This window comes from Providencia sp. 2023EL-00965, from assembly GCF_033550225.1.
GTDB classification, from domain to species: Bacteria; Pseudomonadota; Gammaproteobacteria; order Enterobacterales; family Enterobacteriaceae; genus Providencia; species Providencia manganoxydans.
Genome location: NZ_JAWUEH010000014.1, coordinates 21,704 through 36,068, shown reverse-complemented (window position 1 = coordinate 36,068; position 14,365 = coordinate 21,704). Strand labels below are relative to the sequence as shown.

Genomic DNA, 14,365 nt, shown 5'->3' with positions numbered 1-14,365 from the left:
TAAAGTATATCCCTTTTAAGAGGTGATTGGCAAAATTCACCTCTTAAAAATAAACAACTAATTGCTCAATACTACGCCAATGGAAAAGAGAATGTTAGTGAATAGTGCCGCTTTTACCATATTTTCTAGCATGGGGCGCATTCCCTCTGGGGTTGGATCGCTCAAGACACGGCGAACATGGTTCATTAACATAGGGACGGCGAGAAGGAATAGCCAACACGCCCAGCCATGCATATAGAGCAAGTTAAAGAACGTTAAGCATAGAATGGCGATAATAATGATGATTGCGTGATAGATTCGAGAGCCTTGAGGCCCTAAACGTACCGCTAATGTATTTTTACCCGCTTTAACATCATTTTCGATATCGCGCATATTGTTAATATTCAAAACTGCAACTGAAAGCAGCCCGCACGCTGTAGCAGGTAGTACAGTGATAATATTAAAGGTATTCGCTTGTAAGTAATAAGTTCCGATGACGCTGAGCCAACCGAAGAATATCAGGACAGAAATATCGCCTAACCCAAGGTAACCATAAGGTTTTTTACCGACGGTGTAAGTGATAGCCGCAACGATGGCCACCAATCCCAACACCAAAAAGCCAATCGCATCTTCAGGTTTTTCACACGCAACGATAATTAATAGAATGCCTGAAATGCAAGCTGCAATAATATTAATTTTCAGCGCTTTTTTCATATCAGCCTGAGTGATGACTCCTTTTTGCATCCCACGTAGGGGACCAATACGTTCTGCTGTATCGGAGCCTTTAACTGCATCACCGTAATCATTGGCAAGATTGGACAATATTTGCAGCAAACCTGCGGTAATTAGGGCTAATAGCGCGACAGGCCACTTAAAATTGCCCGTTAAATAGGTGAGCGCGGAGCCAGTGATAATCGCAATAACCCCTAAAGGCAGAGTCTTAGGACGTAAACTTTCTAGCCAAGCCTGCTTGCGGCTAATAGAAGTAGATGAGCTCATTCAATAATTTCACAGGTTTATACTCGTCATACTTCAAGTTGCAGCGTTGTTGACTACGCTCACTCGTACTAGCCACATAGTTTTCTATGCTCCTAGTGACTCGTTCGTTTGTCGCCTAGCTGAACTTCGAATTATTTAGAGTCTATTATGTTCAATAAGATTAAAAGCCCCCGCATCAATAAAGTTGCGATGGGCTAAATAACTGTCAGTTTCTAAAGTACAGCCATGGTTCAATGGCTGTACTTGATTAGACGTATACTCGTTATATTTCAGGTTGCAGCGTTATTGACTTCATTTATTTGTCGCCTCGCTGAACCTCGAATTATTCAGAGCATGATATTAAGGATACATGAAAACCTGATAATTAATAAGATTATAAAATAAATCTACTCAGATCTTCGTCAGCCACCAGCTCATCTAAATGCTGTTTAACATATTCTGCATTGATTTGGATGGTTTGGCCGCTACGTTCGCTGGCATCATAGGATATTTCTTCCATTAAACGCTCTAGCACCGTGTGTAGACGACGTGCACCGATGTTCTCTGTTGATTCATTGACTTGCCATGCAGCCTCAGCAATACGGCGAATACCATCTTCTGTGAACTCAATAGTCACACCTTCGGTTGCCATCAATGCTTTGTATTGCTCAGTCAAAGAGGCATTGGGTTCAGTCAAAATACGTACAAAATCTTCAGTGGTCAGTGCTTGTAGTTCAACACGGATCGGCAAACGACCTTGTAATTCAGGGATCAAATCCGATGGACTAGAAACTTGGAAGGCACCTGATGCGATAAAGAGAATATGATCTGTTCTTACCATGCCATGCTTAGTGGAAACAGTACAACCTTCGATCAATGGTAATAAATCACGCTGAACACCTTCACGGGATACATCTGGGCCAGAAGATTGCCCACCACGTTTACAGATTTTATCGAATTCATCGATAAATACGATACCGTGTTGTTCAACCGCTTCAATCGCTTGCTCTTTTAACTCTTCCGGGTTAACTAGCTTAGCGGCTTCTTCTTCAATCAATAGCTTAAATGCTTCTTTGATTTTCATCTTGCGTGCTTTTTGTTTTTGCCCCGCAAGATTCTGGAACATGGATTGTAATTGATTGGTCATTTCTTCCATGCCAGGAGGAGCCATGATTTCAACACCCATTGGTGCCGCTGCAACTTCAATTTCAATCTCTTTGTCATCTAGCTGGCCTTCACGTAATTTCTTACGGAATGATTGACGCGCAGGGGATTGCTCATCAACAGGCTCAGATTGACCCCAGTTATTTTTTGCTGGTGGGATTAATACGTCAAGAATACGTTCTTCGGCCAGTTCTTCAGCACGGTAGCGATTTTTTTCAATCGATTGCTGGCGTACCATTTTAATTGCTGAATCAGCTAAATCACGAATGATAGAGTCAACTTCTTTACCGACATAACCGACTTCAGTAAATTTTGTCGCTTCAACTTTAATAAATGGTGCGTTGGCGAGTTTTGCCAGACGGCGAGCGATTTCTGTTTTACCTACACCAGTTGGTCCAATCATTAAAATATTTTTCGGTGTCACTTCATGGCGCAGCGTTTCATTCAGCTGCATACGGCGCCAGCGATTACGTAATGCAATAGCAACAGAGCGTTTCGCATTATTTTGGCCAATGATGTGGTTATCGAGTTCGCTAACTATTTCGCGTGGAGTCATTTCGGACATACTGGCAATCCTTATGATTTTGAAGAAATTTCTTCAAAGTTTACATTGTGGTTGGTATAGATACAGATATCACCGGCGATCGAGAGCGCTTTTTCCGCGATTTCACGTGCGCTTAAATCTGTATTTTCAAGTAAGGCGCGTGCTGCGGATTGCGCATATGGGCCACCTGAACCTATAGCAATTAAATCATTTTCTGGCTGAACAACATCACCATTCCCCGTAATAATGAGAGAAGTATGTTCATCAGCGACAGCAAGCAGTGCTTCTAGTTTGCGCAACATGCGGTCAGTACGCCAATCTTTTGCTAATTCAACAGCTGCTTTAGTTAAATGGCCTTGGTGCAATTCAAGCTTACGTTCGAATAGCTCAAAAAGTGTAAATGCGTCGGCAGTGCCACCAGCAAATCCTGCAATAACTTTGTCGTTATATAAACGACGAACTTTGCGGACATTGCCTTTCATGACGGTATTACCCATCGTCGCCTGCCCATCTCCACCGATTACGACTTGGCCATTACGGCGAACACTTACGATTGTTGTCATGAGTTAGCCCCTGGTTATATGACGAAAAAATATGCGGCTTAAATACTCGTTATACTTCAAGTTGCAGCGTTGTTGACTACGTTCTCTCGCGCCAGTCACATACTGATGTATGCTCCTAGCGACTCGTTCACTTGTCGCCTAGCTGCACCTCGAATTATTTAGAGTATTGACTCGTTATACTTCAAGTTGCAGCGTTGTTGACTACGTTCTCTTGCGCCAGTCACATACTGATTATGCTTCTAACGACTTGTTCACTTGTCGCCTAGCTGCACCTCGAATTATTTAGAGTATTGACTCGTTATACTTCAAGTTGCAGCGTTGTTGACTACGTTCTCTCGCGCCAGTCACATACTGATTATGCTTCTAGCGACTCGTTCACTTGTCGCCTAGCTGCACCTCGAATTATTTAGAGTATAAATTTTCAAACTACCAACTTTCATAAATTGGTAGCTTGAACATGCAAAATACTGTTACAGCCACTCTTGATAGTACGTTAAAACAGTACATGGGGGAGGGGATTATATTTTTCAACCCCCAGAGGCACGAAGAATACATCCTGATACACCAACACCACTTGCTCGATCACGCATTTTTTCAGCGGTAGACTTAGAATATGGACCAAGTATGATGCGGTGCCAACCGCCACCAACAGTGACTCGGCTTTCAATACCAGAAAATGCGAGTGTTGCACGAACAGATTCTGCCTGCTCCGCTGTACGGAAAGAACCACACTGTACCAACATATTTTGCAGATTATTCGCAGGTTTACTTTCAGTTTGCGTGGCTGGCGCTGATTGCGCAGGCTGAGCTGGTTTTGGCTCAGGTTTCGGCTCTGAAGGCGTGACAGGTTTACGCTGCACCGGTGGATTAACGGGTTGCGTTGGCTCATTAATGATCACCTGTGACCGTGGTACAGGTTGTCCGTTATACGGAACTTCTTGTAAGTTGGTGACAGGGCCGCGTCTATCGGAGTCAATTTGCTCTAATAGCTGACGTTGTTCTGGTGTCAGGTCAGATTGGCGCATAATATTGCTACCTGACTTATTTTGCTGCTGGATCTCAGGGAGATCTACGCCGCGACGTTCAAGCTCTTTAATATAACGCCAACGCTCTTCTGGTTTAGGAGGCAAGGTATTTACCGGAGCTGATGGCGTATGCGTCCCTGTACTTTGAGGTGATTCTTGTTTGTTGTGAGTGATATAAAAAAGGCCGCCGACAAATAGAACAACAATCCCAACCGCAACAACGAGTGTCGTTAGAGGAAGACCTTGTGCTTTTTTTGCTTTGCCTTTACTGGTTTTACGGCGGGCAGATGAGCGCCCGCGAGCTACATAATCTTTTTGTGCCACGCTGTTACTTCACTAGGTTATTGTATGTCAGTTATTATCTCACTTTATATGTTACTTAACCTGAACGAGTTTGCCTAGCTTTTAGGCGCTTTAGTGCTTTCTCGAATGATTAAATCAGAATCTAAGAGGCGTGAACCAGGGGTTACACTATTGCCTTGCAGCTGTTCAAGCAGCAATAACATGGCATGGCGGCCTATTTCATCACGTGGATGGTTAATGGTTGTTAGCGGTGGCAAGGTATATTTTGCTTGTTCAAGATTATCAAACCCAACGATAGAAAGATCATCTGGTAGTATTAATCCTAATTTTTTGGCTTGCCACATGGCACCGATTGCCATGATATCACTGTGGCAAAAAATCGCTGTTGGTGGCTCTGGTAGTGAAAGTAATGTCTTTGCGGCTTCAGCCCCACTTTCATGACTAAAATCGCCTCGCACAATATAGTGTTCGCGTAATCTTTCACCTGTGCGTAGCATGGCTTTTTTATACCCTTCTAAACGATATTGGCTATGAGGCATATGTTCAGGGCCGGCAATACAAGCAATCCGTTTATGACCTAATTTTTGTAAATAATGTGTTGCATTAAATGCAGAGGTCAAATTATCAATATGGACGGTAGGTAATTTAAGGTCGGGAGAGAATTCATTAGCCATGACGATAGGCGGGAGATTCTTTTGTTCTTCCGTTGACACATCAAAGGGGAGGTTCGATCCTAATAAGACCATTCCATCAATTTGTTTAGTAATAATAAGGTTAATAAACGCATTTTCTTGCTTTTGTTGATGCTTGCAATCGCCTATCAGCACAAAATAACCTTCTTCAGCAGCGACTTTTTCTAAACCGCAGATCACATCGCTAAAGAAAGGATCACTGATATCAGGCACGATCGCCAAAATGGTTTTTGATTCATTGCGTTTATAGCTTCTTGCAAGGTTATGTGGATAGTAACCAACATCCATCACCGCCTGTTCCACTTTCTGGCGTGTCTGCAAGGAAACTTTTTCAGGGTTCATTAAAGTTCTGGAAACGGTTGCCGTTGATACGCCTGCTGCATTAGCAACATCTTTCATGGTTGCAGTACCATTTTGTTGTTTTTGTTCCACAACGCCTTCCTTACGTTAGTTAATCGTTTGCTTTTTTTGCATGGCGTAAAGACGTCATCGCATCAAGTTACGAGTTATTCTAATTGGTTTAATAATAATATCTGTTACCTAGTTTACATAAAAACTGTGACTTGAGTCATTTTTTAGAGCTGCTTCGCAAATATTGAAAATAATTCATAAGGCAACCGTTTTTAGCTTATTTAATGATAAATATTTGGCTCTATAGCGGTGAGTTGTTTGCGCTATTTGATTTAGTTACGATATTTTTACTCTCATAAAAAGAAATATGATACGTAAACGTATTTTGAGTGATTTATCTTTGATAGATAAGGCTAGGCATCAGTAGGATCGACATCAATATTCCATTTCACTTTGCGACTTTCTGGCTGGCTTTGTAGCTCAGGTAGAAGTTGCGCCGTAAATTTTTGCAAATAGCCACGAGAAGGGTGTTGTAGTAACAGTTGCCAGCGGAAGCGGCCACCGCGTTTAGCTTGAATTGCTGGGGCGGGTCCTAAGATCCATAATCGAGGGTCGCTTTGTGGGTGTTCAGAAATATAATGGCGTACTTTCTGTAGAAACTGTTTTGAATCTTGGTTGTTGTGATCTTCTGAACGGATCAAAATATGGCTAGAAAAAGGAGGAAGCATGGCGATTCGGCGTTCTTCCATCGCTTCTTTAGTGAATGCATCATAACCACTTTCTAATAATGTCTGTAGTAATGGATGTTCCGGATGGTGAGTTTGTAAAAACACCTCACCTTGCTTGCCCGCACGGCCAGCTCGTCCAGACACTTGCACGTAAAGCTGAGCAAAACGTTCAGCGGCTCTGAAATCACTGGAAAACAGCGCTCCATCAACATCAAGTAGCGCAACTAAGGTGACATCTGGAAAGTGGTGTCCTTTGGCCAACATCTGTGTGCCAATCAAAATACGTGCACCACCCGCATGGACTTCATTTAAATGTTGTTCTAATTCACCTTTACGGCTAGTGGTATCACGATCAATACGTGTTACCGGAACGTTAGGGAATAATTCAGTGATCCCTTCTTCGAGCTGTTCGGTTCCCATCCCCACAGGAACGAGGTGTGTGGAGCCACAATGTGGGCATTGTTTCGGAACCGGACGTTGGCTATCACAATGGTGGCAACGTAGCTGATGAAAGTTCTGATGCAAAGTATAGTAGTGATCGCAACGTTGGCATTCGGCTATCCAACCACATTCATGGCAAATCAGTGCAGGTGCATAGCCGCGACGGTTTAAAAATAAGATCACTTGGTTGTTTTGTGCTAAGTGCTCTTGAATATGTTTAACCAATAAATGTGATAAGCCAAACTTGAGTGGTTGGCCTTTAAGGTCGATAAGATGTTGAGTTGCAGGGCGTGCGTTTCCTGCGCGCAGTGTTAAGTTCAGTTGGCGATATTTCTTTTGCTGAACATTAAACAATGTTTCTAGAGAAGGCGTAGCCGTTCCCATAATAATAGGAATGTTTTCCTTTTTTGCACGGAAAACTGCGAGGTCGCGTGCATGGTAGCGCCAGCCATCCTGTTGCTTGTAGGAACTATCATGCTCTTCATCGATAATGATAATGCCCAAGCGAGAAAAGGGAGTAAATAGTGCAGAGCGTGTACCAATGACAATGGCATTCGAACCCTGTTTTGCGCGTAACCAGACAGCAAGGCGTTCACTGTCATTTAGCCCTGAATGCAGCACATCAACAGGGGCGTTGAAACGTTCGCGAAAACGACTAATTGTTTGCGGTGTTAAACCGATTTCAGGCACTAAAACTAATGCCTGTTTACCTTGTGCTAAAATATTTTCTAATACACTGAGGTACACTTCGGTTTTACCAGAACCAGTGATACCCGCAAGGAGCCAAGGTGAAAAAGCATCATCTTCAGCACGGATGGCTCCGACGGCGGTAGCTTGTTCGCTATTGAGGCGTAAGCGTTCTCCACTGACAGAAAATTGAGATTGCCATTTTTCTGCTATTGGCTGAACAGGGTACAGGTTAATGTAATCTTTCTTTTTCAGCGACTGAAGCGCGCTTTCGCTCAATTCCAGTTCATTGACTTGGTGGCGATAAATTGCACCACGACGCAATAAAGCCAGAGCTTGTTGCTGTTTTGGCGAACGTTTTAATTCGTTAAGATCGACACTTTCGCCAAGTGCAGTTACCTGCCATTGCCAAATTGGCGAAAACTCAGCGGCCTTGCCTTGACGTAATAGAATAGGTAACGCATGAAAGAGAACTTCACCAATGGGGTAGTGATAGTACTGCGCTGACCATAATAGCAATTGCCATAGGTCATCAGGGAATAGAGTTTCATTATCAAGCACAAGCTCAACGGATTTCAGTTGGTCTTCGGGGAGTTCGCTAGTATGGCTGTGGTTAACCACAATGCCTAGAGCTTGCCGTTTACCAAAAGGCACCATGACACGACCGCCAATGGGAGGGATCGGCATATTGTCATCTAAGCAATAATCAAAAGCGCGATTTAAAGGAACAGGTAAAGCCACCTGAACGACGATCATATCTAGTATTCCGTCTAGTTTTTGTGCGATAATAGTAAGATTGTCTGGTTAGAGTATCATAAAAAACTCTACTCTAAATAATTCGAGATGTAGATAAGCGACAAGTGATAGACCAGTAAGACAGACGGGGAGCATAGACAAACTATGTAGCTCGGCTCGCGGAGGTTAGTCGATACCTCTGCATCTTAAAGTATGGCGAGTATATGCAGTTTTCATTGCGCGATAAACATATTTTCTGTATGATCCGCCGCCTTTGGTATCTAATTTTGCCAATAAACATTTTTAATCAACACGACGTGTGGTGTCCGGCGTTAGGGCTGGAATGGCGACACGGCCTTAATAGAGGTTCTCCCATGAAAAAAGGTATTCACCCTAAATACGAAGAAGTTACTGCTACTTGTTCTTGCGGTAATGTTATGAAAATCAATTCAACTGCGGGTCACTCACTGAACCTGGACGTTTGTGGTAACTGCCACCCGTTCTATACTGGTAAACAGCGTGACGTTGCGACTGGTGGTCGTGTTGATCGCTTTAACCAACGTTTCAGCATCCCAGGTTCTAAGAAGTAATAAAACCTACAGACGCAAAAAAGGGAAAATACGTTTTCCCTTTTTTTATGGAAGAAATAAACCGTTAAAGACGGTCACCCACACCAAACACATACCATTGTTTCTGATCTTCGCGTTTGATTTTACCATGTCGATATCGGTTTTATCGGTCACTTGCCCACATCTAAATAGCGATAACTGGAGCACAGTACAGATAGAAGCGCACTCTCTAAAGAATACGCTTTAATCACATTTAGCGTTTTTTACATGGCGCTGGGGCATATTGTGCATTTGCGGGAAAAGGATTAGCTTCACAGTCAGGGAGCTGTTCACGAACTTCAAACATTGCAAAACCAATGACACCAATATTACGTTCATCACCTTGAATATTTTGATTTACATAAGAATTCTCAGGGGTAGCAAAGCGGAAAGCTGCGACGTGATCTTGGCTTTTACGGAATCCTTCAATGGTTACCTCACTCTTTGGGCGGATCAGATAACCACTATTTTGATATGAGCCTGCACGGCCATTGAGTACATCGATACCATCAACCGTTGTGACCACTTCATAAGTTCTATTTCTATCGGTATTGGCGATAGTTAATTGATAACGCTGTCCCTCTTTGGCGGGTAAAATATACTGGCCTTGATGATTACGGTAGATTGGCATTTTATAGCCACGTTGGTCAGTGACTTTGATTTCCAATGGAGATAGTGCGATGTAATTCATGGTTTGAATGCGCGATGGTATTGATTCTCCGCGGTAATAGATAGTGGCAGTATCAAAAGGTGAGTTGGTTAAACGTGATGCATTCACGGTTGTTACAGCAGAATTAACATCTTCACCCCATTGAGTACCTAATTTTTTGGCTGAAGATTGAATATCAGGAGTTTCTCGGTACTTTTGTGAATTTATGGCGGAATAGTTTGTACATCCAGCGGTAATGAGTAACGCAGTACCAATTAGCCCCATCAAAGCCTGATTATATCGATTCATTACATTACCCTTCATGATTTTTGTTATTCGTTGTGAGTAGGAAATAATGCTGGGAGTGTAAAATTACGGATCGTGTAAAGCTTGAGGGAGATTCTGAATTGCGAATAATTCAGAGGAATCTAAACCGAAGTAGATCTCCAAAACCCTTCAAGTTGCAGTGTTGGTTGACTGTACTCAGTTAGCCGGATCATAGAGTTTATCTATGCTCTTCGTCTACCTTCGTTTGTCGCCTAACTGCAACTCGAATTGTTTAGAGTGGAAAAAAACGCTACGTCATCAGTGAGTGGCGTAGTTGAAACCAGAGATGAAGTAGCAGCAATCAGTATTCCCAAGTTTCAGGGTCAATGCCGAGTTCGCGCATGATCTCTTTAGCGGCCTCTGGGATTTCATCATTACGCTCTTTGCGTAAATCCTCATCATTTGGCAGCGGCTGGCCAGTAAAGGCGTGCAAAAAAGCTTCACACAGTAATTCACTGTTGGTTGCATGACGTAAGTTATTGATTTGTCTGCGGGTACGCTCATCAGTTAAAATTTTCAGTACCTTCAATGGAATTGATACTGTAATTTTTTTTACTTGCTCACTTTTTTTGCCATGCTCAGCATACGGACTGACATATTCACCGTTCCATTCAGCCATGAGTTACCTTGGTTATTTTCATTAATAATAAAAAATAATACATCAGTTATCTTTCAAATCACAAAATATTCATGGTCTAAGATTTTTAACTGACATATAAGTTAAAATACTAGCAACATAAAACGTCATAATTTCTTTTTGAAATTAATGAGTTGATATGTTTTGCATAAATTACAATCAATTTACGCATAATCATTAAGGATGATTATTCCATTACTTGATATAAACGTAAAGAAGTTTAGCCGTCTAGATATGTTGACGTCTATACTTCTAGTGGGTATTATTTGGCTTACCGTCTATCAGGAGAAGCGTTTATGTCCCTTAAACCGTCGACTATCGCCATTCATAATGGGTTAAACGAAGATTCGCAGTTTGGCTGCGTTGTTCCGCCCATTTATTTATCCAGTACTTATAATTTTACTGAGTTTAATGAGCCTCGTGTTCATGATTATTCACGTCGGGGCAATCCTGGGCGTGATATCGTGCAAAGAACAATCGCACAGCTTGAAGGCGGTAGCGGAGCAGTGATGACAAACAGTGGGATGTCCGCGTTACATCTTTTATGTACTGTTTTTCTGCAACCAGGGGATCTACTTGTCGCTCCTCATGATTGTTACGGCGGAAGTTATCGTTTGTTTAATAGTCAGCACCAACGCGGTGCTTATCAAGTACAATTTGTTGATCAAAATAACCAAACTCAATTACTCGCTGCCCTGGCTAAAAAACCTAAATTGGTGTTGATTGAAACGCCAAGTAATCCACTACTAACTATTTATGATATTGAAACAATTACAAAACTAGCTCACGATGCAGGGGCTTTAGTCATTGTTGATAACACTTTTTTAAGTCCTATATTGCAGCAACCGATTTCGTTAGGTGCTGATTTTGTTGTGCACTCTTGTACAAAATATCTTAATGGTCATTCAGATATTATTGCAGGAGCCGTTATTGCCAAAGAGGAAAAGTGGGCAATAGAATTAGCATGGTGGGCGAATAATATCGGTGTTACAGGGGGAGCCTTCGATAGCTATTTATTGCTCAGGGGGATCAGAACGTTATCACCACGCATAAAGCAGCAACAAAGTAATGCTCATGAGATAGTAAATTATCTTAAAACTCAGAAGTTAGTGAAGAAATTATATTATCCTGAATTAACAGAGCATGCAGGCCACAAGGTCGCCGTAAAACAGCAGAAAGGTTTTGGTGCGATGTTGAGCTTCGAATTTAATGGTGATGAATCACAGTTACGTCGTTTTCTAAGCTCACTTACACTTTTTACACTTGCGGAGTCATTAGGGGGCGTTGAAACCTTAATATCACATACTGCGACGATGACACATGCAGGAATGTCAGTGGAAGCACGAGCGGCGGCGGGTATTACTGATAGCTTATTACGGATTTCTGTCGGGATCGAAGATAGCCAAGATCTGATCGCGGATTTAGAAAATGCATTTAAAGTAGCAGCACAACGTTAGCGGAGTATTTGATGAGTGCACTGACAGCAGTTGAGGCGGGTCCACATCACCGCCAGTTACATAAATTTGGAGGGAGTAGTTTAGCTGATGCGAAATGTTATCAGCGGGTCGCCAATATTATGGCTAACTATAGCCAATCCGGTGACTTAATGGTGGTTTCAGCTGCGGGTAGTACAACAAACCAGTTAATTAATTGGCTAAAATTAAGTCAAAGTGATCGTATTTCTGCTCATCAAGTTCAGCAATACTTACGTCGTTACCAGCAAGATTTAATTAATGGGCTATTGCCAGAAGAGAAGGCCAGCAAACTAACTCGTTTATTTATCGAAGATTTAGAGCGCTTAAGTGCTTTACTGGATAAACCGATTAATGATGCTTCTTACGCCGAAGTCGTTGGTCACGGTGAAATATGGTCAGCGCGCCTGATGTCTGAGGTGCTGCAAGAATCAGGCATGCAAAGTGTTTGGTTAGATGCTCGGGCTTTTTTGCGGGCAGAAAGAGCAGCTCAGCCGCAGGTTGATGAGCCACAATCACGCCAATTATTACAGCAAATTTTAGCGCAGTATCCTAAACATCGTCTGGTTGTGACAGGGTTTATTTCTCGTAACCAAGCGGGTGAAACGGTTCTTCTAGGGCGTAATGGTAGCGATTATTCGGCAACACAAGTCGGTGCATTAGCAGATGCTGAAAAAGTCACTATTTGGAGCGATGTAGCGGGGGTATATAGCGCTGACCCACGTAAAATTAAAGACGCCTGTTTATTGCCTTTACTGCGTTTAGATGAAGCAAGCGAACTCGCCCGTCTTGCTGCACCGGTACTACATACACGTACCTTACAACCCGTTTCTGTGAGTAATATCGACCTGCAATTAAGATGCAGCTATCAGCCTGAGCAAGGTTCAACAAAAATTGAACGTGTCTTAGCATCAGGAACTGGCGCAAAAATTGTGACGAGTCATGATGATGTATGTTTAATTGAACTCAGAATTGCACAAGGGCGTGATTTTAATCAGATCTATAAGGATATCGATTCACTATTGAAGCGTACTCAGCTACGTCCACTCGCGCATGGTATTCATCCTGATAGGAATTTACTGCAATTTTGTTATACCTCTGAAATTGTTGAAAGTGCCTTGAATACTTTAGAAGAAGCCGCACTTCCAGGAACGTTATCACTACGTGAAGGTTTTTCATTGGTGGCATTAGTGGGGGCAGGGGTATGTAAAAACCCACTGCATAGTCATCGCTTCTACGCAGAATTGAAAGAGCAGCCTGTTGAATTTGTTTGGCATTCGGAAGATGGGATCAGCTTAGTTGCGGTATTGCGTTCAAACCAGACTGAACATTTAATTCAAGGCATGCATCAAAGTCTGTTCCGAGCCGAAAAACGTATTGGGTTAGTTTTATTTGGTAAAGGCAATATAGGCGCTCGTTGGTTAGAGCTATTTGCCGCTGAACAACCGAATATTTCTGCGCGTAGTGATTTTGATTTCGTGCTTGCTGGTGTCGTTGATAGCCGCCGCAGTTTGCTTAATTACCAAGGTATTGATCCTAGTCGTGCTTTAGCCTTTTTCGATGATGATGCAATAGAACATCAGGACGATAATCTGTTTTTATGGATGCGCTCCCACCCATATGATGATCTCGTTGTGCTTGATGTAACAGCGAGCGCGGAGCTGGCGAATAGCTACATTGATTTTGCCAGTTATGGCTTCCATGTTATCAGCGCTAATAAAATTGCGGGGGCAGCAGAAACACAGCAGTATCGCCAAATTCGTGATGCATTCAGTAAAACTGGGCGTCATTGGTTGTATAACGCCACAGTAGGAGCAGGTTTACCAATCAATCATACTGTGCGTGATCTCAAAGAAAGTGGCGATGCTATTTTAGCCATCAGCGGTATTTTTTCCGGCACTTTGTCATGGCTTTTTTTACAGTTTGATGGCTCTGTACCTTTCAGCGAATTAGTTGAACAAGCATGGCAACAAGGTTTGACGGAACCAGATCCACGAATTGACCTCTCGGGGCAAGATGTCATGCGTAAATTAATTATTTTAGCTCGTGAAGCTGGTTATGAAATTGAACCTACGGATGTCCGTGTTGAATCATTGGTTCCTCCGCAAGCAGAAGCCGGCTCATTAGATGAGTTTTTTGAAAATAGTGCGGTGATTAATGAACAGATGCAACAACGCTTAGAAGCAGCCCAAGAAATGGGGATGGTTTTGCGCTATGTTGCGCGATTTGATGCGGTGAAAGGGCGTGCTCGTGTTGGTGTCGAAGCGGTTAAACCTGATCATCCTCTATCTTCATTACTACCGGGCGATAATGTTTTTGCCATCGAAAGTCGTTGGTACCGTGATAATCCATTAGTGATCCGCGGGCCCGGTGCGGGTCGTGATGTAACTGCGGGGGCTATCCAATCAGATCTTAATCGTCTTTCTCAGCTGCTATAACGTATTTTTAAGGTAGGTATTATTTTTTTAATGCCTACCTCCTT

The 14,365-nt window shown here is 42.6% G+C and carries 11 protein-coding genes; 3 read left to right on the top strand and 8 right to left on the bottom strand.

Going from position 1 to position 14,365, the window contains the following annotated elements; genetic code table 11:
- Positions 1 to 57: 57 nt before the first annotated feature.
- From SC428_RS16695 to priA, 6 genes are all read right to left on the bottom strand, one after another.
- Entirely contained in the window at positions 58 to 978 is a 921-nt protein-coding gene (locus SC428_RS16695; protein WP_070927433.1) for a 1,4-dihydroxy-2-naphthoate polyprenyltransferase, read from the bottom strand.
- Between the two features lie 373 nt (positions 979 to 1,351).
- On the bottom strand, positions 1,352 to 2,686 hold the full coding sequence (hslU, locus tag SC428_RS16690) for an HslU--HslV peptidase ATPase subunit (protein WP_070927435.1): 1,335 nt from the start codon (positions 2,684 to 2,686) through the stop codon (positions 1,352 to 1,354).
- Positions 2,687 to 2,697: 11 nt separating this feature from the next.
- Entirely contained in the window at positions 2,698 to 3,228 is a 531-nt protein-coding gene (gene hslV, locus SC428_RS16685; RefSeq protein ID WP_070927437.1) for an ATP-dependent protease subunit HslV, read from the bottom strand.
- 527 nt (positions 3,229 to 3,755) lie between these two features.
- On the bottom strand, positions 3,756 to 4,577 hold the full coding sequence (gene ftsN, locus SC428_RS16680; RefSeq protein ID WP_070927440.1) for a cell division protein FtsN: 822 nt from the start codon (positions 4,575 to 4,577) through the stop codon (positions 3,756 to 3,758).
- 74 nt (positions 4,578 to 4,651) lie between these two features.
- Positions 4,652 to 5,680 (bottom strand): DNA-binding transcriptional regulator CytR, encoded by a 1,029-nt coding sequence (gene cytR, locus SC428_RS16675; RefSeq protein ID WP_070927442.1) that lies wholly within the window; start codon positions 5,678 to 5,680, stop codon positions 4,652 to 4,654.
- A gap of 332 nt (positions 5,681 to 6,012) precedes the next feature.
- Positions 6,013 to 8,211, bottom strand: a complete 2,199-nt coding sequence (priA, locus tag SC428_RS16670) for a primosomal protein N' (protein ID WP_318708952.1) — start codon at positions 8,209 to 8,211, stop codon at positions 6,013 to 6,015.
- A 353-nt stretch (positions 8,212 to 8,564) separates the two neighbouring features.
- Here priA and rpmE point away from each other — a divergent pair, with 353 nt between their 5' ends.
- The gene (gene rpmE / locus SC428_RS16665; protein WP_004265313.1) at positions 8,565 to 8,780 is read left to right on the top strand and encodes a 50S ribosomal protein L31; all 216 of its coding nucleotides are present in this window, start codon (positions 8,565 to 8,567) and stop codon (positions 8,778 to 8,780) included.
- 232 nt (positions 8,781 to 9,012) lie between these two features.
- Here rpmE and SC428_RS16660 read toward each other — a convergent pair whose 3' ends face one another.
- Both SC428_RS16660 and metJ read right to left on the bottom strand, forming a co-directional pair.
- Positions 9,013 to 9,756, bottom strand: coding sequence for a hypothetical protein (locus SC428_RS16660; RefSeq protein WP_070927444.1), 744 nt, complete (start codon positions 9,754 to 9,756; stop codon positions 9,013 to 9,015).
- A 319-nt stretch (positions 9,757 to 10,075) separates the two neighbouring features.
- On the bottom strand, positions 10,076 to 10,393 hold the full coding sequence (gene metJ, locus SC428_RS16655) for a met regulon transcriptional regulator MetJ (protein WP_004265315.1): 318 nt from the start codon (positions 10,391 to 10,393) through the stop codon (positions 10,076 to 10,078).
- A 314-nt stretch (positions 10,394 to 10,707) separates the two neighbouring features.
- Here metJ and metB point away from each other — a divergent pair, with 314 nt between their 5' ends.
- Both metB and SC428_RS16645 read left to right on the top strand, forming a co-directional pair.
- Positions 10,708 to 11,868, top strand: coding sequence for a cystathionine gamma-synthase (metB, locus tag SC428_RS16650; protein ID WP_318708944.1), 1,161 nt, complete (start codon positions 10,708 to 10,710; stop codon positions 11,866 to 11,868).
- 11 nt (positions 11,869 to 11,879) lie between these two features.
- The gene (locus tag SC428_RS16645) at positions 11,880 to 14,321 is read left to right on the top strand and encodes a bifunctional aspartate kinase/homoserine dehydrogenase II (protein ID WP_318708941.1); all 2,442 of its coding nucleotides are present in this window, start codon (positions 11,880 to 11,882) and stop codon (positions 14,319 to 14,321) included.
- The last annotated feature ends 44 nt before the right edge of the window (positions 14,322 to 14,365 follow it).